General features: G+C 39.8%; 21 protein-coding genes and 1 riboswitch. Of the genes, 12 read left to right on the top strand and 9 right to left on the bottom strand.

Annotated features, from left to right (window positions below):
- Positions 1-15 precede the first annotated feature (15 nt).
- Positions 16-744, bottom strand: a complete 729-nt coding sequence (locus DEHRE_RS07205) for an OmpA/MotB family protein (protein WP_019225403.1) — start codon at positions 742-744, stop codon at positions 16-18.
- Between the two features lie 2 nt (positions 745-746).
- Positions 747-1,547 carry a flagellar motor stator protein MotA gene (motA, locus tag DEHRE_RS07200; RefSeq protein ID WP_025205682.1) on the bottom strand — a complete coding sequence of 267 codons (801 nt, stop codon included), beginning with the start codon at positions 1,545-1,547 and terminating at the stop codon, positions 747-749.
- Between the two features lie 316 nt (positions 1,548-1,863).
- Between motA and DEHRE_RS07195 the strand changes: the two genes are divergently transcribed.
- Complete coding sequence (locus DEHRE_RS07195) at positions 1,864-2,340, top strand: hypothetical protein (protein WP_019225402.1); 477 nt, start codon at positions 1,864-1,866, stop codon at positions 2,338-2,340.
- A gap of 231 nt (positions 2,341-2,571) precedes the next feature.
- On the top strand, positions 2,572-3,036 hold the full coding sequence (locus tag DEHRE_RS07190) for an accessory gene regulator B family protein (RefSeq protein ID WP_019225401.1): 465 nt from the start codon (positions 2,572-2,574) through the stop codon (positions 3,034-3,036).
- A gap of 94 nt (positions 3,037-3,130) precedes the next feature.
- On the opposite strand, the gene cobT is transcribed toward DEHRE_RS07190, so the two are convergent.
- Complete coding sequence (gene cobT, locus DEHRE_RS07185; RefSeq protein ID WP_019225400.1) at positions 3,131-4,249, bottom strand: nicotinate-nucleotide--dimethylbenzimidazole phosphoribosyltransferase; 1,119 nt, start codon at positions 4,247-4,249, stop codon at positions 3,131-3,133.
- Between the two features lie 104 nt (positions 4,250-4,353).
- A riboswitch (cobalamin riboswitch) is annotated at positions 4,354-4,529 on the bottom strand.
- Positions 4,530-4,689: 160 nt separating this feature from the next.
- Between cobT and DEHRE_RS07180 the strand changes: the two genes are divergently transcribed.
- The 3 genes from DEHRE_RS07180 to DEHRE_RS14995 all read left to right on the top strand — a co-directional run bounded on the left by DEHRE_RS07180 (position 4,690) and on the right by DEHRE_RS14995 (position 6,897).
- Complete coding sequence (locus DEHRE_RS07180; RefSeq protein WP_019225398.1) at positions 4,690-5,643, top strand: tetrahydromethanopterin S-methyltransferase subunit H family protein; 954 nt, start codon at positions 4,690-4,692, stop codon at positions 5,641-5,643.
- Positions 5,644-5,852: 209 nt separating this feature from the next.
- The gene (locus tag DEHRE_RS07175) at positions 5,853-6,707 is read left to right on the top strand and encodes a hypothetical protein (protein ID WP_019225397.1); all 855 of its coding nucleotides are present in this window, start codon (positions 5,853-5,855) and stop codon (positions 6,705-6,707) included.
- 16 nt (positions 6,708-6,723) lie between these two features.
- Positions 6,724-6,897, top strand: a complete 174-nt coding sequence (locus DEHRE_RS14995; protein ID WP_019225396.1) for a hypothetical protein — start codon at positions 6,724-6,726, stop codon at positions 6,895-6,897.
- Positions 6,898-6,902: 5 nt separating this feature from the next.
- Here DEHRE_RS14995 and DEHRE_RS07170 read toward each other — a convergent pair whose 3' ends face one another.
- A complete protein-coding gene (locus DEHRE_RS07170) occupies positions 6,903-8,393 on the bottom strand; it encodes an FMN-binding glutamate synthase family protein (RefSeq protein ID WP_019225395.1) in 1,491 nt (496 codons plus the stop codon).
- Between the two features lie 401 nt (positions 8,394-8,794).
- On the opposite strand from DEHRE_RS07170, the gene DEHRE_RS07165 reads away from it, so the two are divergent.
- Entirely contained in the window at positions 8,795-9,052 is a 258-nt protein-coding gene (locus DEHRE_RS07165) for a hypothetical protein (RefSeq protein ID WP_019225394.1), read from the top strand.
- Between the two features lie 52 nt (positions 9,053-9,104).
- Here DEHRE_RS07165 and DEHRE_RS07160 read toward each other — a convergent pair whose 3' ends face one another.
- Positions 9,105-9,302, bottom strand: a complete 198-nt coding sequence (locus DEHRE_RS07160) for a cold-shock protein (RefSeq protein WP_019225393.1) — start codon at positions 9,300-9,302, stop codon at positions 9,105-9,107.
- Between the two features lie 111 nt (positions 9,303-9,413).
- Here DEHRE_RS07160 and truA point away from each other — a divergent pair, with 111 nt between their 5' ends.
- From truA to DEHRE_RS07140, 4 genes are all read left to right on the top strand, one after another.
- Positions 9,414-10,148 (top strand): tRNA pseudouridine(38-40) synthase TruA, encoded by a 735-nt coding sequence (gene truA, locus DEHRE_RS07155; protein ID WP_025205677.1) that lies wholly within the window; start codon positions 9,414-9,416, stop codon positions 10,146-10,148.
- 292 nt (positions 10,149-10,440) lie between these two features.
- The gene (locus DEHRE_RS07150; RefSeq protein WP_025205675.1) at positions 10,441-11,331 is read left to right on the top strand and encodes an efflux RND transporter periplasmic adaptor subunit; all 891 of its coding nucleotides are present in this window, start codon (positions 10,441-10,443) and stop codon (positions 11,329-11,331) included.
- On the top strand, positions 11,315-11,998 hold the full coding sequence (locus DEHRE_RS07145; RefSeq protein WP_025205673.1) for an ABC transporter ATP-binding protein: 684 nt from the start codon (positions 11,315-11,317) through the stop codon (positions 11,996-11,998). The genes DEHRE_RS07150 and DEHRE_RS07145 overlap by 17 nt, the downstream gene beginning before the upstream one ends.
- Position 11,999: 1 nt before the next feature.
- Entirely contained in the window at positions 12,000-13,172 is a 1,173-nt protein-coding gene (locus DEHRE_RS07140) for an ABC transporter permease (protein ID WP_025205672.1), read from the top strand.
- On the opposite strand, the gene DEHRE_RS07135 is transcribed toward DEHRE_RS07140, so the two are convergent.
- Entirely contained in the window at positions 13,173-14,105 is a 933-nt protein-coding gene (locus DEHRE_RS07135) for an arginine deiminase family protein (protein WP_025205670.1), read from the bottom strand. It lies immediately after the preceding gene.
- 173 nt (positions 14,106-14,278) lie between these two features.
- On the opposite strand from DEHRE_RS07135, the gene DEHRE_RS07130 reads away from it, so the two are divergent.
- A complete protein-coding gene (locus DEHRE_RS07130; protein WP_025205669.1) occupies positions 14,279-15,136 on the top strand; it encodes a DegV family protein in 858 nt (285 codons plus the stop codon).
- Positions 15,137-15,177: 41 nt separating this feature from the next.
- Here the strand turns inward: DEHRE_RS07130 and DEHRE_RS14990 are convergent, their stop codons facing one another.
- The 3 genes from DEHRE_RS14990 to yneA form a co-directional block, all read right to left on the bottom strand.
- A complete protein-coding gene (locus DEHRE_RS14990) occupies positions 15,178-15,324 on the bottom strand; it encodes a hypothetical protein (RefSeq protein WP_167539426.1) in 147 nt (48 codons plus the stop codon).
- Positions 15,325-16,910: 1,586 nt separating this feature from the next.
- Positions 16,911-17,702 carry a M23 family metallopeptidase gene (locus DEHRE_RS07125; RefSeq protein WP_025205668.1) on the bottom strand — a complete coding sequence of 264 codons (792 nt, stop codon included), beginning with the start codon at positions 17,700-17,702 and terminating at the stop codon, positions 16,911-16,913.
- Positions 17,703-17,837: 135 nt separating this feature from the next.
- Positions 17,838-18,155: a cell division suppressor protein YneA gene (gene yneA, locus DEHRE_RS14660; RefSeq protein WP_034378295.1), complete on the bottom strand. Its 318-nt coding sequence runs from the start codon at positions 18,153-18,155 to the stop codon at positions 17,838-17,840.
- A gap of 173 nt (positions 18,156-18,328) precedes the next feature.
- Here yneA and lexA point away from each other — a divergent pair, with 173 nt between their 5' ends.
- Positions 18,329-18,955: a transcriptional repressor LexA gene (lexA, locus tag DEHRE_RS07115; RefSeq protein WP_025205666.1), complete on the top strand. Its 627-nt coding sequence runs from the start codon at positions 18,329-18,331 to the stop codon at positions 18,953-18,955.
- Positions 18,956-19,048 lie beyond the last annotated feature (93 nt).

The following is a 19,048-nucleotide window of genomic DNA, read 5'->3' as shown; positions in this document are numbered from 1 at the left end:
CTTAGACCAAGTTTCTTATTCTGCAACAGGGTACTTACGAAGAAGGAAGATCTCGACGCGCCTGTTTTCTGCCCGGCCTTCCTCAATCGTATTATCGGAAATAGGGGAGTACTGCCCGTAACCCTGGACTGAAAATCTTTCAGGATTCATTCCACCCTGATCAACCAGGAAATTCATGACGTTGATCGCGCGAATCGCGCTTAATTCCCAGTTGGAACGAAACTTCTCAGTATGGATGGGCCGGTCGTCCGTGTGGCCTACGACTTTTATATCATTGTCCATATCATTTAACATTTTCCCGATCTGCAGAAGGAGAGGGGAGAACGCATCAAGGATTTCCGCGTCACCCGACGCAAACAGCATCACATCTTGAATAACGATCTGCAAACCTTCCTTATCCAGATTTACTTTGACGTTATTATAATAACCGCTTTCATAGATTTCCTTTTCGAGCTGTTTCTTTATATCCGCCATCTTATCCTGTTCAAGAGCAGAAGCAGAATCATTCTCAGAACTGGATGGTTCAAGTTCTACCACTTGGTCGCTTTCCTTTTCTAAAAAGCTGGCCCCGCCTGCGAAGATTTCTTTGAAAGACTCGCTCAACTGCTGCAGTTTTACTTTATCAACTTGACTAATGGCAAACATAACGATAAAAAGCGCAAGCAGAAGCGTCAGCAGGTCGGAATAAGGCAGCAGCCAGGATTCATCAACATGTTCTTCATGGTGTTGCTTTTTCTTGGACATCCTTATTCACCGCTGCCTTGTTTATTTTTTTCTTTTTCCTCTAGGATTTTTCTTTCTTTCGGATCGAGCATGCCAGTCAATCTTACTTTAATACTGCTGGGGTTCTCTCCGGCCTGAAGGGCCAGAACCCCTTCAACGATAATGCGCATATTCTTAGTTTCGGCAGCTGATTTTCTTTTTAAGCGGGAAGCGATCGGGTGACAGACAACATAGCCGAGAAAAATACCAAACAATGTCGCAACGAATGCGGCGGCGATCATATGACCAAGTTTTTCCGTATCATTTAAATTGCCGAGCGCTCCGATTAGTCCTACGACTGCGCCTAATACTCCCAACGTCGGAGCATAGCTGCCTGCCGCAGAAAATATCGAGGCATTGGCACGGTGACGATCCTCCATATTATCAATTTCCATTTCCATGATCTCTTGAATATAGTCATGCTCCAATCCGTCAACTACCAGGCTTAGCCCTTTTTGCAAATAACGGTCTTCAATTTCCATAATCGTCTGTTCGAGGGACAATAAACCGTCTTTACGGGCTGTCATCGCCATATCGGTGATAAGTTCAATCAACGACACCGCATCATACGGTTGTTTTTCTCGAAAAAGGGCACCTAATACTTTTGGAATGTTCAAGAATTCTTTTTTTGGAAATGAGTTCATCACGGCTGCAGTTGTCCCGATCAGAATAATAATGGCCGCAGCTGGATTCAATAGCACAGCTACATTGGCTCCTTTGACAATCATGCCTACGACTACGGCAAGAGCACCTACAACGATTCCAATAATTAAAAAAATGTCCATTCTTACACCCTTTATCAAATTTTTATCTACAAATAATCTGCGAAGGATAAAAATATTGTAACATTATGCGGATTCTTTAACCAGATAATTAATTAAAATTTTTAATAAACCAGTTATCAGATCACCACGACAAAATGCGTCTAATTAAAAAATATCCTTAAAAATATGATAGCAAAACTATTTTTCTATTAAAAACAATATATTATGGAGAGAATATATATAAGAATATATGAACGGTGAATGAAGAACTTTATTGTATTTCGCGAAAGGGGATTGAGGTATCCAGGAAATAAATATATGGGAAGGTGTGGGCATCATGTTTATGAGAAGAGGTTTTATTCGTAGTTTATCCGTTATCATCCCTCTCGTTATCCTTATATCCGTTTGTGCTCATTCCATTCAACAAGCAGAAGGTAAGTCTGCTACCGTTCAGGAGATCCCAGCAGGTCAGGGCATCCTGCCGGAAGACCCGCAGGGCGCGATCCGGAGTCTTTGTGAGCAAAACAATTTATCGTATGCGTTGGTTTTAGCAGTTTATCAGGCAGAAGGAATTGATAATATCACCATTGACACCGCAAAATCAGAGATTGAAAAGTTGGCATACTACAGGAATTACTGGGCGGCTCGGGGCTATGCCGATGAGTTCGTCTTTGATCTGATGCTGTTGTCTAATCACTACGGCCTTGAAGGCTGTCAAAAGCAGATGGAAGACGGCGGCTCAGCTGATCCAGATAGTTATGTCCAACGTGTCGCAGATTTCAAATATAATCTTGAGCAAAACCAAGGTGTGTAATAATAAATAGCATAATATCGAAGATTAACGCCACGTAAAAAATACGAGGCGTTTTTTATATGCGCATTTCATATAGGACTATTATGTAATTCCAACAAACAATTTAGCAGGAAATACCAAAGATATATAGAATTATATATCTTGTATGGTTATATTTTCTACATTATCCACAGAAAGGTAATTGATCTTGGATCATTTTCCTAAACGATTTTCCTAAACACGGACTGGAGGATGGGTGAACAATTGTTTGATTTCGAGGGTGTTGCACATCATTTGACAAATCGTATGGTAAAAGGTGAAGAAATGGACGCTGTCCATAAAGCGAAAATAGAATATGGTTTAGCCTTGCTTCTTGGAGTAATAATCGAATTAATTCTAACCGTAGGGGTATCTGCAATATTCGGTACCATTGTGTATACGCTCGTGATAATATTTTCCGCTTTGGCTTTACGGGTATTTACCGGCGGTTCTCATTGTTCCAGCTACCGGCGCTGTCTGGTTTTTTCCATGGCTTTCTTTACCGGGTTGTCATTGGCTGCCAGATGGATCGCATCTCAAATTAACGTATATCCATTGATCGAAGTGATCCTTATCCCTGCAAACATCGGAATTTTTTTTCAGGCGTTTATGCAGACAGCTATCGGCAAGAATTTTGTATTAGCAAGTGACAAGCTGATGCAAAAGATTGGGATCTAATTAAACTATCAAGAGTTTCCGTTATCGATGATTATGCAAAAAAGACATGCACGGATTATTTCGCACATGTCTTTTTCATCTTTCTTTGCAGATTTTAGAAGTCTCCAGTGGTAACTGCAGCTTGTTCAAATGTGGCCATTTCATCAGCGATTTTAAGGGCTGCCTCGACCATCGGGAACATCAGAGCGGCACCTGTGCCTTCTCCAAGTCTCATATGGAAGTCAAGTCTGGGTTTGAGCCCAAGCTGATGAAGAGCTAGATGCTGTCCAAGCTCTTCTGAACTATGAGAAGCAATCATATAGGAAGTGGACAGGGGTGCCAGTTTTGCTGCAGTGATTGCTGCAGCAGATGAAATGATGCCGTCGAGAATAATTGGTACATGCTGATAGGAAGCTTCGAGGATTGCTCCAACGAGCGCAGCAATTTCGAGTCCGCCAATTTTGGCCAGGGTATCGATTGGAGCGTCAGGATTACACTGATTAATTTCGATTGCGCATTTAATCACGGTTTGCTTATTAATCAGGGCATCATCTTTTAAGCCAGTTCCGCGGCCGGTAACATCCTCAACAGAGTGACCGGTAAACACAGAGATCAAGGCAGCGCTCGGCGTTGTATTGCCAATACCGACTTCACCTGTTGCTAACAGATTAACACCAGAGTCAATCGCATTGGCCGCAATTCTTGCACCTGTCAGTATTGCAAGCATGGCCTCTTGACGGGTCATTGCCGGTCCTTTCGCCATATTGTCTGTTCCGTTTTTAACCCGGTAGGCCATAAGCTCAGGAGCGTCCAATGGGGTGGCAATGCCGATGTCCGTACTGATAACATCTGCTCCGGCATTCCGGGCGAGGACATTAATGCCGGCACCGCCATTCAGGTAACTATAGAACATTTGTTTCGTGATTTCCTGAGGTGCAGCACTGACGCCTTCGACGACAACACCATGATCTCCGGCCATAAGAAGGACTGCTTTTTTATTGATTTTTGGATGCGTGGTGCCAAATATGCCTGCGAGCTGTTGTGCAATATCCTCTAAGACACCTAAGCTTCCGAGGGGCTTAATTTTCGCATCTACACGGCTTTGCATGCCTGCCAAGGCTTCCTGATCGAGCGCTTTGATTCCGCCCATCAGTTCTTGCAAGGCAATTTCAAGTTCCTGCCCAGTCGCATTTTTTAAATTTTCCAAACCATGAAATTTTGTAAGACTGCTCATTTAAAAACCTCCAATAAAATATTTAAAAATAAATAAAACCCCGCCACAAATTTTCTTGTGGTCGGGATTTTGCCGTCATCACCGCCGCTTTCCATTACCCAGGAAAGACTTTTACCTCTTAGGCAGGCCTCCTGACTCAGACTCAAACGTCCTGAACGCACCTTCCCAGCATACGCCAGTGGATCAGCGGGGACTCGTCTATACAGTGGTGGGTCCGTATCGGATTATTACCGATTTTCCTATTCTCCCTTAGTGGGGCACCTAAGATTATATAAATATATTTAACTTCTATTAAGATAACGAAAATCATCAATAAAGTCAAGTCTAATTAATTCAAAATACTCACTCAATTTGGCAATTACTGTTAATTAATGGTTATTTTTAATGATATATGGTATAATACGATTTGCTAAATCATCCAAACAGATATGGGAGAAGAAATGTTTAAATATGACTTAACACCAAAAGTTTGCCGCATCTGTGACATGATTGTCGGTGGCCAAGCTGGAGATAATCCGCCTCTGCTTATATCTTCAATGTTTCATAACGGAGACCGTATTCTGGAAAGCCGCCGTGACAGGAAATTTGACCGTGAAAAAGCCCGTTCATACATTCTCAGGCAGGAAGAGCTGTCCGATCAGACAGGGATACCTGCCATAGTAGCTTTGACAGCGGTTTCCGCAGATGAAATGAAGGAATATATTGATTTTTATCTTACAATCAGCAACCGCCCTTTTGCTATAGACATTTGGGGCGAAAAAGCGCGTCTTGACGCGGCAGAATATGCTGCCAGTCTTGGTATTCAGGACAAAATTCTATATAACAGCATTACACCCTGGGATAAAGACAGCATCGGCCAGGCAGCGGCATTAAAAGAATTGAAAATCAAACACGTGGTCCTGCAAGTATTCGATGAAACGAACCAGACTCCTTCCGGCAGGGTACAGGCATGCCGTGAAATGCTGAAAGCCATTGGAGCGAAAGATTTTGCCTCGGTCTTAATCGATACGACAGTAATGAATCTTCCGTCCATTTCTTTTTCATCCCTGGCAGGCAAACAAATCAAAGCGGAAACCGGTTGGCCGGTTGGATCAGCTCCTGCTAATGGGACGTATATGTGGAAAGAAAGTCGGGAGATGTGGGGTGGGGAAGGCTTTTCCGCCATGAATGCTGCAGTGCATGCAGTATCGGCCGTCCTGTGGAGCGATTTCTTATTTTATGGTCCGATCAAAGCGGCTCCAAGCGTACTGCCTGCTGTAGCGGCAGCTTCGATGATAGTTTCAACTTTGGCTTATGACGAAAGCCAGGAGCTGCCGGCTAATCCTACTCATCCGTTGAATAAATATTTTTATGATTTCGCACAGAAACTGGTAGAATTCGATAAAACGAAATAAAAAACAATTGTCGTAATTTTGTAAATGAATGTATGGGACAAACAGCTCCTTTCTGAAGTGGATCCTGTTGAGGATACTGCCTGGAAGGAGCTGTTTATATATTTATATATTAGAAATTATTTCTACTTTTTCACAAGGAGTTATTTTTGACTATACTTTACCATATATTGGTACCGATGTTGTAATCGGATAAAAGTGAGGGCAATAATTTGATTATAAAAGACATATTTGAAATGTTTTTGTCTAAAACACTTTATCAGCTAAAACGGCTAAATGCCAGACAAATATGGGGGATATTCATCGCACTGATCGCAATATTCATTGGCCTTTATTTCTGTGAGGAGTTATTTCTAAGTAATCCTGTAGGGATAAATATAGATCATTTAGGTGTTTTTGCCCAAATTCTTCAAGCACCCGTATTTCAAGCGATAAGAATCGTCTTATATATTTTATTATGGTTATTAATGATTAAGCTGCCGTTTATAAGTTTTAAAACAATTGGCATTAAAACACCTTATGGAGAGCTTAGCATGGAGGCTATATTGTCTGAGTCTGCTGTTATTAAAAATGCCATGCTGAATGAAATCAGTGTTGCCTTGATGGGGATATTAAGAATCTTAAATAACGCATCGATAATGGAAATGATTGAAGATATTAAAAACATTGGAAAAGAAATTACGGATCCATATTTTATTAAAAGTATAACAAAGGTAATCAATATCCAATTTAAACTATATACTATTAGAAAGACACACTGCAATTATCTGATTGTATCTGAAGAGATTGCCTCATATAATAATGTACCGATTGTGAATAGAGCCACATTAAAGGAGCTGGCTCAGGAATCGATTATTAATAAGGACTTTAGGATCAGCGACGACGCATCAATTATGGCTGTTCCCTTATTCTTTAGAAGTGAGATATGCGCCATCATCTACGTTCAAAGCGAAAAGTATCTGTTTCAGCAGGTCGATGCTATGATCATCGATAGTATCTGGAACAACATCTGTCATAACAACGAAGCCTATGAGGAATTGGTAATTAATCGTGAACGAGATATTTAAGAGGGGGAGGGGATTGATGAATATGCGAAAATCTTATAAGGTAAAGGAAATTATTGAAACAGCTGAAAAAGAATACTACGGGTTCCTCAAGATTCTGCCTCAATTGCGCGAAAATAAGGTAACCGTGAAGCCGAATCTACAGTTTAAGAAACAGTTAAAAGAAGAATTCAAGCAAATTCTAGGTTTATAATTAAACTAATATGCTCTTTTTACCCCTGCTAATTCAGCAGAGAACGTATCAAGCGCCACTAAGTCGCTAGGGCTTAGCTCTTTAACAGAAGCTTTCCCCAAGCCACGAATGGCTTGTTCCATTTCAACAGCCATAGAACGTAAGACATTGGATACTCTTTCAGCGCTTAAGTTTATGTTTAGCTTTTTGTTATATTTCGATGCATAGCTAACAAGGACTGTAGGAGGTTCCCAGGGGATTACTTTTTGATGCTGCTTGTTGGCTAAGGCATATAAGGGGACGGTACCCAGATAAATAGCATCGGCACCAAGCGCAAGTGCTTTTAAACAGCTTCCGGGATTAAAGTAGCCGCCAGAGACAATCAGACTTATCTGCTCTCGAACTCCGCGGTTTTGTAAGTAACGGACCGCGCGAACTAACGCATGGAGACTGGGAATTCCAAAGTCATCCTGCATCGTGGGGTTGGAAACAAGCGATCCGCCTTGCGTTCCGTCGACGGCAATGACATCAAACCCTGCATCTACAGCTAAACCTAAATCTTCTTCAATTTTGTCTGTGGACATCAATTTCAGAGCAATAGGTATTCCATTCGCTTTATTACGCAGGTTATTGACCAGTATGGGCCAATCTGCGGCACTTTGTACACCGGGAGGAGCAGGTAGACCCGATATCCCTTGATTGGGGGATAAGCCCATAAGTTTACGTGCTTTGCCTTTAATTTCATCCGGAGCTACATAGAAGACGCCTTTCTGCCCTCCTTGCGAAATATGTACTTCCAGCATGTCCGCAGAGGCAATCTCTTGATCCGTGCGTAATCCCCATGGCCAATTGGCAATTTGCAGAATATATTTATCCGCTTCATCGCGTTCTTCTTTCAGATAGGGGCCTTCACCGGAGTTTGTAGCTGTCCCTGCTAGTTTTGCTCCTCTGGCTAAAGCTATTTTTGCTGGCTCGCTTAGAGCGATTCCATAAGCCATTCCAGAAATAAGAAGAGGTATATTGACCGTAAGAGGCTTGGTTGCCTTAGGGCCCAGTGTCACTTTCATGTCAACTGCGGTATCGCCTGATTTAGAGAGCATCGTCATTTGAGGTGGAACAAACATAAGGTTATCGAACCCGTCAAACCTTTTTGAACTGCCAATTGGCCTGTTAATCGTTGTCCCTTGTGTTGCCCTTAAGTTGTTTTCAACAATGTTTTGAACACCGGCCCGATGAATGGCAGTCCATAGCTCCATGACGTTTTTACCGTATTCATCTGTTGTTAAAATAGTAATTGCTTTTGCTACATTTTTTTGAATTAACTTACGCGTTAGTGGTCCGGTAGTTAATAAAGCTAGCGGTAAAGATGCCAGCATTATTTTTCGATTTCTTGAGCGGCGGATTTTTAGGGACTTTTGTTCTTTGTGATGTCCTATGGCGTAACCAGCTGTTAAAATGGCTGCAATGGAGCCGAGAGCCTTAAAAGAAAAACTGAAATCTCCCGAATCTTTATTCATGTAATATCACCTCACGTGTAATGCTTAATTCGAAGAGTTCGAATACCTTTTTATTATTTTTAATGAACAGTATTATTCTTATCCTAAATTTTAAAAAGATACCTTTTATTATTTGCCACCTCTAGATATCCATAACATACCATAACCAAAGGCTGCCTTTTATTTCTCTTTTGGTTTCGGTAAGAAATAGATAAATACCTAATAATACCCGTGTCCATGCTAGAATGGTTGATTGATGCAAGCTCGGCTGTTATAGTAAAGAAAACATTTTTATGTTATAATGAGTTTAGATTAATAAAGTAAAACTAAGAGGTTCGATTCCGAACCCTTTTTCTTTTCCCTTATTCAAGAACTTGGATTTTGGACAAAATAACATTAACTTTTTTGTGGAAGTGAAAAAAATGAGACATCAAAAATTAAGACGCAGTAATGCTCAAGGTTATCTTAAAGGTCATCAGGATGCTGAATTTCAACGATGTGAATTCTGTAATGTGCCGATATTCCGTAACGCTTGCAGTGATGAAAGAAGTATTAGTGCTTTTCAAGGTAAAGGAAAAATACTGTGTAACAAATGTGCTGCCATAATTGGAAATATGCCTGAAGAACAAGCACTTCAGGCTTTGAATAACGCATCTGAGACCTACCCCAAAGTACCATAACCGAAAAATAGCACCGTATAAAAACAAACAGTGCTATTATAAAGATATATTTTTAAGAAAGAGTTACATTTGTTGCCTGGAGCCCGCGTTGTCCTTTTTCTACATCAAATTGTACTTTTTGACCTTCATTGAGCGATTTATATCCTTGGGATTTAATAGATGAAAAATGAACAAACACATCCTGTCCGCCATCTCCTTCGATAAATCCAAATCCCTTTTCAGAGTTGAACCACTTAACAGTCCCAAACATGGAACACACCTCCAAATTGTTTTTGTTTCATTATTATTATGTTGATCATTGTAGTAAGTTATTCTAGGGATAATTAAGACATTTAAAAAAATATAGAAAGGCAGACTCTAAATGAGAAATTTAAGAATGACAATCGCCTATGATGGGACCAAATATAAAGGTTGGCAAAAACAAAAAGATACCGATCTGACCATTCAAGGTAAAATTGAAACTGTCTTAGCAAAAATGGCAGAGGAGAAGATTCAGGTTATCGGTTGTGGAAGGACAGATGCCGGGGTACACGCCGAAAATTACATTGCTAATTTCCATACAACATCTACCTTCAAGACCAAGAAGATCTTAGCCTATTTGTATGAATTTTTACCGGAAGATATTGTTGTAAAATCAATGGAAGAAGTATCTGAAAGATTTCATGCCAGATATAACGTCAAAGCAAAAACGTATGTTTATACCATCAATAATAATAAATTCAGGGATGTATTTAACAGAAAATATACCTATCACTTAGCGGATAAGCTGGATCTGGAACAAATGAGGACTGCTGCAGAACTGCTCATTGGAACGCATGATTTTCAGAGCTTTACAAATGAGCGCAGTGCTAAATCCACTGTTAAAACAATCAATTCTATTTTGATTAACGAAAATAAAGGCCTTATTAAAATTGAATTTAACGGCAATAGCTTTCTATGGAATATGCTAAGAATTATCGTTGGAACGCTGCTCGAAGTAGGAAAAGGCACGTTGCAGCCGAACGATGTCAAAAAAATCTTACAGGAAAAGAAACGTTGGGAAGCAGGGCCCTTGGCACAAGCCAAAGGTTTATGCTTAGTCGATGTACAGTACTAACCATTATTATAGCAAAGAGAATAAAATTCAAGATTTACAAATATAACTGAGGAAACAAATATAAACCGAGTAAGCAAAAGGCAAGAATCAACTGTATGGTTCTTGCTTTTTTTATTTGCCTACAGATGGCCTTATACCTCACTGCCATAGATGGTAAGGAGCGGCGATTATGTAATCATAATGAATTAATTGAATTGAACTTTTTCGTTCATACTAAGCGAAACAAAAAATATTTAAATATTTGAATGCTTCTAAATAAATGGAGGCACTTGCTAAACGGGAGGCACCTAAAATGAAAACAAAAAGAAAATCAAAAATCCGCAAATGGATGATTTATAGCTTGATCACCCTTGTCGTTATTAGTGTTGCGTCGGCTTACCTCTTACGACCAAAACCTTTTTCCTATGATAGTGTAACTGCCCAAAAGGGGGATATCACGACCAATTATACATTTTCCGGAAATATTGAAACCCAAAACCGTCAAACCGTCATGTCAGAAAAAATCATGCAGGTTTCAAAGCTTAATTTTCAAGAAGGGGATACGGTTAAAAAAGGAGATATCTTACTTAAAACAACAACCGGTGAGGCGATAAAAGCCAAAATTAATGGTGAAATAACAAACCTGACCGCGGAAGAGGGGTCCCAGGTCATGGCCGGTACAATGCTCATGGACATCGTTGATTATGACAACCTTCAGATTAGTATCAAAGTCGATGAATATGATCTCCCTGCCATAAAGACAGGCAACGAAGCAAATATTGAAATTGCCGCTATTCAAAAAAAACTGAAGGGTACAATCTGCAGTATTTCCAGAGAAGGTACGGTTGCAGGTGGTGTGACCTACTTTACGGCGGCTGTTGACATTAATAAAGATCCAAGTCTACGCATCGGCATGACGGCAGAAGTAACCATCCAAAATCAAAAAGCCGTCGGAGTGGTTACCCTGCCCATGTCAGTGATCCAGTTTGACGCTAACAACACGCCCTTCGTCTTCAAAGAAGGGGAACGCAATGCCGTCGTGCATACGGAGATTACTACCGGTGTTAATGACGGCCAAACCGTAGAAATCAAAAAAGGGGTAGCCGTAGGAGAAACCATCTATTATCCCAAAACAACGACAGCAAATAATTTGACCTTTGGCGGCAGAATGCAAGGAGGCCAGATCAATGACGGAAATCCTTAAGATGCAAGATGTTTGTAAAAGCTACTTCATGGGAGAAGAGGAACTTCAAGTTTTGCATCATGTCAATCTTACTATCCGTTCAGGCGAATCCTTATCCATTCTTGGTCCCTCCGGTTCAGGAAAAACTACGCTGATGAATATCATCGGCTGTTTGGATGTCCCGTCAACCGGCAAATATTTTCTATCCGGCAACGATATCGACGATTTGAATGAGGTTGAATTGGCCAGAGTACGGAACAAAGAGATTGGCTTCGTTTTTCAAAACTTTCAACTTTTGCCGCGCATGACTGCCCAGCAAAATGTCGAGCTTCCACTCATTTATAGCGGTCTGTCTCCCGTGGAACGCCTAAAACGCTCCAAGGCCATTCTCACGCGTGTTGGACTTCAAGACAAGCTAGAAAGCCTCCCCAATCAACTTTCAGGCGGACAACAACAACGGGTGGCCATCGCCCGGGCAATCGTTACCGACCCGACTATTCTGCTTGCGGATGAACCAACCGGAGCCTTGGACCAAAAAACCGGCAATCAGGTCATGGATCTTTTCGAAAAATTAAATCATGAAGGCAGAACCATCATTATGATAACCCATGATCAAAATATTGCGCGTCACGCCAAACGCCTTGTTCATATTTTGGATGGAAACTTAACAGAGGGGGAGGGAGCTTGATATGCTGTGGGAAAGTATCATGATGTCCTGGAAAAACATCGTCACCAATAAACTTCGCTCGTTCTTAACCATGCTGGGTATTATCATTGGTGTGGCCTCAATCATTGCGCTTATAACCATTGTTCAGGGTGCGACCAACAGCATCAGTCAACAAGTGACCTCCCTCGGCGCTAATAAAATTACGGTCAATGCAATGGGTACTCCGCTGAAACAAGGACTAAACGAGGAAGATATGAAAAACATTGCTCATCTTAAAAATATCAAAGGCGTATCACCGACTGTGTTAACCAAAACCAATATTGTTTACCAGGACCAAGTCAAAGAAGATATCAATGTTCAGGGAAAAAATGAGGTGTACTTTCAATCGAATAAAAGCCTGCTCCAATCAGGCAGAGCCATCAATATCCTGGATATTCGGAGTAAAAACCAGGTTGCCGTTATCGGGCAGGAACTTGTAACCGCACTCTTTTATGGAGTCGACCCCCTTGAAAAAAACCTGATCATCAACGGAACAACTTATCAGATCATTGGTACAATGGCTCCATCAAGCGGTTTTAGCATCACCTCCACAAATGACACGATCGTAATCCCGTATACGACTGCACTTCGCAGTCTGGGTGTAAAAAATATCACTGCTCTTGATGTCTTTTTAGTGGATACAAGCTTAGCCGATGATACGGTATTGGACATTAAAGGGGTTTTAAACACTGCTTTTAACTATAACGATCAGGCTTACTCTGTGTTCAACATGGGAGATATTATTGCTTTTTTTCAGTCTATGATGGGGATGATGTCACTGCTCTTAGGAGGAATTGCCGCTATTTCTCTGGTTGTAGGCGGGATTGGGATCATGAATATGATGCTGGTATCGATTACCGAGCGCACGACGGAAATCGGTTTGCGCAAAGCCCTGGGAGCCACCCCCAATAGAATCCAGGTGCAATTTTTAATCGAATCGATCTTTCTCTCCATTTTTGGCGGGCTCATCGGCTTGATTTTGGGAAGTGTCATCGCCTATATTGCTTCCACCCTGATTGGTGTCGGTTACACCATGCAATTATCCACCGTTATCTTAGCGGTAGGGTTTTCAGCTGTCGTCGGAATTATCTTTGGCTATATGCCTGCGAGAAGAGCCAGTAAATTAAATCCGATTGACGCTCTGAGAAGTCTTTAGTTAAAGATTAGAGTCTCGCCAAACGCGCAAAGTCAGGCAGCGGAGACTTCCGCCCCCAGCTAATAAGGCCTCAGGATGGAAGGGAATCATTTCCACCCCTCTGCGGCTCAGCTCATTTTGGGTCCTAAGATTTAAGGCAATATCATAATGGATGAGAATATTAGCATCCACAGAAACAAAACTGCAGCCCCATAACTGCTGTTCCTGGTCGGAGATATCAATAAGTTCCATTTCCCGGTGAGCAAGATAATCCCGTATATTAATTTCCGTGCGCTGCTTTTCGGTAATCAGATATGTTTTCAAAAAAGCCGGCAAATAAGCTAAGGCCAGACTTTCACTGATTCTGCCAAAAATCATATCAGGGTGCATATACCGTCTTTCCTGGGGAATCTCCGCATAGATGATCTGCGAAAAAAGATGGAGTGCTTTATTGAAAAATTCTTCGAGTGTTTTTTGAGCATGCCGCTCGGTATCCGCTAAAAAAAGAATTTCAGGCGAAATTGCCAGACACCCTTCAAATTGATCCTCACCCTCAAAGGCATGAAAGATGGGAATGCCGAGATTCTCCAGAGCTTCTCCGACAACCTTTTCTTCTCCTGCGCGGCTGCCGGGGCACATCTTGGAGAGGATAGCTCCTTGACTTGTAATCAGGCAAGTATCGTTAAGATAGGGTAAATTCGGTAGAGAATCCATGAGCGTTCTATTCTTCTGTACATAATCCTGAAGGTTGAGTACCTCAATTCCTTGAGAGCGCAGAAGGTCAGCATACCGGTCATGTTCCAACTGATATTGAAAAATATCAGGGACAAAATTAAATAAGCATTCCTGATAATTTGCCGGATTGACTAAATTCAAAGACTGTTGGGGCTTATGAAGAATGACTTTACGTAAACGAGCTAATTTTTCCGTACCAAATACTTCAATATGTTTCAAACGGAATTCCCCCTAAAAAAGCAAAATTATCTGGATGTAGTATTCACAATAATAGGCATTTTAGAAGTATATTTTGAACAATAATAGACAAGCAGTGTTTTACATTATATGATAAAAAAGAAAAATAATTGTCGAAATAGAAAATAGGCCAATAAAGAAAGTGAGATAAACAGATGGCAGTACAGGTTCTAACTGACAGTACAAGCTATATAAGTAAGGAAATCAAAGAAGAACTAAATATTAGAATGGTATCTTTGAGCCTTTCATTTGGGAGTGACAGTATACGAGAAGTAGATATCGATAACGATCTGTTTTATAAAAAAATGGATTCTTATGGAATTCCGACATCTTCGCAGCCTTCTATTGGCGAGTTATATAATGAAATGCTTGCGGTAATCGAGAAGGGAGATAGCCTCTGCTGTATTTTCTTATCTTCAGAAATGAGCGGGACCTTTTCAACAGGGCAATTAGTGAAAGAGATGGTATTAGAGAAGCATAAAAATGCCAGGATAGAGATCATTGATTCTAGGTCAAATTCCATGCAGCTAGGGTTAGCGGTCATTATGGCTGCAAGAGAAGCAAAAGCAAATAAGACATTAGAGGAAGTTAAAGAAGCAGCGTTAGAAAATATTCAAAGAAGTAGGTTCTTATTTATTCCTGAAAACCTCAAATACCTAAAAAAAGGCGGCAGAATTGGCGGGGCCAGTGCTTTAATTGGTGACTTATTTGGGATTATTCCGATTCTGACTGTGGAAAACGGCATAACGACCGTTGTAACAAAAGTAAGAACGAAGAAAAAGGCAGTATTATCGATGATTGATATCATGCTGGATAACATAAGCAAATATGGTTTAGGAGAGGTCATTATTCATCATATCAATTGTCTGGACGAAGCAAAGGAACTTGCACAACTGATTAAAGAAAAGTTGAAAGTTAACATAGATATCATAGCTATCGGACCGGTCATTGGCCTGCATGTTGGTCCAGGTACCATTGGCATTGTTTATTACACGCAAAAAGCATTAAGGTAATAAAAATAGCTAACTAAAGCCAAAAGATTCTTGAAAGAGCATTATTTACTCTTTTCATGTTTGCCATCATGTACACCAATTTTATTGCCGTTAATAATTCCTACATCTGCGTTATCTTTTGGTTTCATTTTTCTTAATTCAGCATTGCTTTTTTCTCTGTCTTTGATTCTATTTTTATTATTATCCATAATAATCCCTTCCTTCTACTGAATGAAACTAAGTCAATTTAATATTTGTATAAAAGAAGTGAATTATTCAAAGAAAAATAACAAGGAATTTGATGAAAAAAATCGAAAGTCTTATATCCCCTTACAGGTGATTCAGGAAGGGGACGTAGTAAAAATACAAATGCTCAAGAATGAAAATGGATAATATGTTATTATGCTGTTGATAGTTAGAGATTAGATATAGACCTGCTGTCTATTATGTTAGATAATTAATTACACCTAAAGGAAGTATTCCCGAACCATATTTGGGAAAAAGTAATAAAAGTTTATTTGACTTGAGGCCGGTCGAATGAGTGACATATTGACGAATTGACACAAAATGGACTCCACCAACTTGCGACGGTGGAAAAGATATTATAGCAACGATAAAACGGCCTGATGGGATGGAATATGTTTATATTGAATGTAAATTATACAAATGTGAGCTTTAAATACTGACGACCGGTCGGGTCTAAAATAAGAATACCGCTAATTCTTATTAAAAGCTCAAACAATTTGTAAGGATCGATCAAAGAGTCTTGATAGGGCAGGGGCCTTATATTATTTTGTTTTGATAAGCCAGGGAAATATTAATAATTTCATTTTTATACAGATTTGAAAGTAAAAAGACATATCGAAATTTAGAAGTAATATTAATATAACATGTGAAATATATCACTTATTAAAAGAGGGGAAACTTAAATCAATGAGATTTCTTAATCAAAATGTAATATCCTTTTTTAATTAGTAGATATTTTATCTAATTGACCTATAACGATGAAATAATTAATCCTATCGACTGGCGTGTTTAATCGAAAATCCCAGAACTCATTTTCCATTTATATTTATATAATTGAATAATTCTAAATATGAGGATTAAAATTACTTTATATTTAATCTAACGAAAATTATTAAACTTTAGGATAAAGTTTAAGCTTTGCAATTAGACCAGAATCTGGTTACAAATCACAAAAGAACTAAAATTGCCTCGATATTGATTAACTCAATTAAGCGTACAAATATTCCAAGGTACAAATACCTTACCCAATACATTTTAACGCCTTACAGGGCAAATCTGGGGCTGCTATTCAGAAGCATTTTTTGGCAAAAAAAAGAAAAGCAATTATTCAGATAAAATATAGAAAAAAGACTGATAAAGTAAAACAGGCCAGGCAGACATAGCAGAAATAAATATGAAAAATACAAGGGCTATGAAAAAGATATACGCGTGACAAGAATAGAAGTTATATAATTAACAAAAGCTTAGTAAAACAAAAGTCCAAGCAAGAGCAAAGAATAAAATGTATGACAAACAATAAATCAAAAACACCGGAGCAGTGCGACATAACAGATTTATTGCTGATTACAATCCTCAACGCATTATCCCATCTTTGCATTACACTTTACTTTACATAATATTTATTATCGGACTAATATGGATTTTATAAGACACATGGTGTAGCTTTACATATACATCGTCGTCAGCAATGTTTGTGGCGAACGGTATTCCTTATTATTAGGACAAAATACGATTGCCGATGTTGGCTGCGTGCTGATCGACTAGCTGTTTAGCGACTGTTATATTCCCAAACTTTTAACCAGGAATATGGATTGATCCATTTGCCATTCGGCAGTTCGATTCCGAAATGCAAATGATCAGGAGTTGTAATTGCGTCACCTGTGTTCCCCATTGTTCCGATCAGTTCTCCTTTGGAAATGCTGTTCCCGACAACCAATGCTTCATTGACCGTGTCCAGATGGGCATAGTAATAATAGTTTCCGTCCTGGCCTCTTACGCCCACCCTCTCTCCACCAAGCCTATTCCATCCAATCCTTTCCAGTGTACCATTGCATACACTGAATATTAGCGTACCCTTTTGATTAAAAATATCTGTACCTTCATGCTTTCGCTGTCCCCCCTCCCTATCGGCACCATAGGTATCTGTATAATGCGAAGGTTCCTGAAGTGGGAACTGATATTCTCCCGGCGTAAAGAACAGATACTGATCAAGTAAATAATGGTAATATTTTACTTGTTTGAATTCTTCGCTATTTAGTCCGGACCAGTCAAGATTATTGAAGTTAATTCCATTATCCAGCTGCTGAACGAGGCGATTTGCTGTTGGATCGCAAACATGAATAATAGCTACATAGTCCTTCCATGAGTCCAGTTTTACTTTCTGAAAATGAATAACAACTTCCGAGGATATAAGTGAAAGATCGTTATAGGCGTCTGATTTTGATTCATCATGGATGACTATTTGCTTGACAATAATGACGGTGATAGCAATCATCACAAAAATGATCAATACGATAGAATCAGGCCATATTGTCTTTTTTAATTGTTTAATGAGTTTCATATAACAATAACCTCCATAGTTGTATATATGGAGGTTATATTAAAATATAGACTAAAATATAGACAATATAGAGACATAATTAAAGTTCGTAAGAATTGAAAGATCGTTATCGTTAATGATAAACTAAATTCTAAATTATGACCGAACCGGAATATAGATCACCTGTCCTGGTTCAATATACGTGCTGCGTAGGTTATTATAGCGCATGGTTTTGTCCACCAGTGCACTGATATCACTGCTGTAGTTGGATTCTGCAGCAAGTTCCCACAACGTATCTCCCTGTTGTATTGTGATCGCCTTATATGATGTAGGGTTGGAATTTTCAGCAGTTAGATAATTTACCACCAGAGACATTAAAAGTGCAGCAATAATTGTTAGGCACAGCCCCAATACAAATACAATTTTAGTTGAATTTCTTCTATAACGCATATAGGATCTGGATACTGCAATCATGATCATCAACCTCCATTAGATCAAACATATGTTCTATTTATGTTTTGATTATAATACGAACAAACGTTCGTGTCAAGAAAAATCACGAACATTTGTTTGCCTTTTTCCAATTTTTATGTTACGATCTAGCTAGACCAAATATTGATTCAAAATAAATAATCAGGAGGGATGTCATGACTTCGGATCTGTCCTCACGTCAGATGCAGATTTTGGATATTATCAAGAAGGAGATTGCCTTAAAAGGTTATCCCCCTTCGGTCCGTGAAATAGGCGAAGCTGTTGGGCTCTCATCAAGTTCGACTGTGCATAATCATCTGAACATTCTCGAAGAAAAAGGATATATCAGACGAGACCCTACGAAGCCAAGGGCCATAGAAGTCCTCGATTCCTTCGGCGAATATAATTCCAGAAAAATCGTTCACGTTCCAGTAGTTGGACATGTTGCCGCTGGTGAACCGATCCTAGCCATAGAAAACATTGAGGATTCCTTCCCTGTTCCGTATGATATGGTAAAATCAGACACGGTCTTTATGCTCAAGGTTCAGGGCGAAAGCATGATCGATGCCGGTATTTTTGACGATGATTTAATTCTGGTCAGACAACAGCAGAATGCCAGCAACGGCGATATTGTTGTTGCTTTAGTCTCAGACGGACCGGAGGACGGAGCCACAGTCAAGCGTTTCTACAAAGAAAAGAACCAGATCCGGCTCCAGCCGGAGAATCAGTATATGGCGCCGATTTATTCCGATCACGTAACCATTCTCGGCAAAGTGATCGGACTGTTCCGAGATATCCACTGATACATAATACGGGGGAGAAAGCGAGGGCGCAGCAGAAATATTTATCTGCTGCGCCCTTTTTTGGCGGGTAAGACTTGAAGTATTATAAGAAGA

The sequence above is a fragment of the Dehalobacter restrictus DSM 9455 genome (genome assembly GCF_000512895.1).
Classification (GTDB): Bacteria; Bacillota; Desulfitobacteriia; order Desulfitobacteriales; family Syntrophobotulaceae; genus Dehalobacter; species Dehalobacter restrictus.
This window is presented reverse-complemented; position numbering and strand designations above follow the sequence as displayed.

Bases quoted from the DNA above. Each gene is read 5' to 3' on its own strand.
- DEHRE_RS07190 (WP_019225401.1), top strand. From the start codon at position 2,572: ATGGGTGAACAATTGTTTGATTTCGAGGGTGTTGCACATCATTTGACA.
- DEHRE_RS07145 (WP_025205673.1), top strand. From the start codon at position 11,315: ATGACGGAAATCCTTAAGATGCAAGATGTTTGTAAAAGCTACTTCATG.
- truA (WP_025205677.1), top strand. From the start codon at position 9,414: ATGAGAAATTTAAGAATGACAATCGCCTATGATGGGACCAAATATAAA.
- DEHRE_RS14990 (WP_167539426.1), bottom strand. From the start codon at position 15,324: ATGGATAATAATAAAAATAGAATCAAAGACAGAGAAAAAAGCAATGCT.
- yneA (WP_034378295.1), bottom strand. From the start codon at position 18,155: ATGATTGCAGTATCCAGATCCTATATGCGTTATAGAAGAAATTCAACT.
- DEHRE_RS07205 (WP_019225403.1), bottom strand. From the start codon at position 744: ATGTCCAAGAAAAAGCAACACCATGAAGAACATGTTGATGAATCCTGG.
- lexA (WP_025205666.1), top strand. From the start codon at position 18,329: ATGACTTCGGATCTGTCCTCACGTCAGATGCAGATTTTGGATATTATC.
- motA (WP_025205682.1), bottom strand. From the start codon at position 1,547: ATGGACATTTTTTTAATTATTGGAATCGTTGTAGGTGCTCTTGCCGTA.
- DEHRE_RS07140 (WP_025205672.1), top strand. From the start codon at position 12,000: ATGCTGTGGGAAAGTATCATGATGTCCTGGAAAAACATCGTCACCAAT.
- DEHRE_RS07195 (WP_019225402.1), top strand. From the start codon at position 1,864: ATGTTTATGAGAAGAGGTTTTATTCGTAGTTTATCCGTTATCATCCCT.
- DEHRE_RS07150 (WP_025205675.1), top strand. From the start codon at position 10,441: ATGAAAACAAAAAGAAAATCAAAAATCCGCAAATGGATGATTTATAGC.
- DEHRE_RS07125 (WP_025205668.1), bottom strand. From the start codon at position 17,702: ATGAAACTCATTAAACAATTAAAAAAGACAATATGGCCTGATTCTATC.
- cobT (WP_019225400.1), bottom strand. From the start codon at position 4,249: ATGAGCAGTCTTACAAAATTTCATGGTTTGGAAAATTTAAAAAATGCG.
- DEHRE_RS07180 (WP_019225398.1), top strand. From the start codon at position 4,690: ATGTTTAAATATGACTTAACACCAAAAGTTTGCCGCATCTGTGACATG.
- DEHRE_RS07130 (WP_025205669.1), top strand. From the start codon at position 14,279: ATGGCAGTACAGGTTCTAACTGACAGTACAAGCTATATAAGTAAGGAA.
- DEHRE_RS14995 (WP_019225396.1), top strand. From the start codon at position 6,724: ATGAATATGCGAAAATCTTATAAGGTAAAGGAAATTATTGAAACAGCT.
- DEHRE_RS07170 (WP_019225395.1), bottom strand. From the start codon at position 8,393: ATGAATAAAGATTCGGGAGATTTCAGTTTTTCTTTTAAGGCTCTCGGC.
- DEHRE_RS07165 (WP_019225394.1), top strand. From the start codon at position 8,795: ATGAGACATCAAAAATTAAGACGCAGTAATGCTCAAGGTTATCTTAAA.
- DEHRE_RS07160 (WP_019225393.1), bottom strand. From the start codon at position 9,302: ATGTTTGGGACTGTTAAGTGGTTCAACTCTGAAAAGGGATTTGGATTT.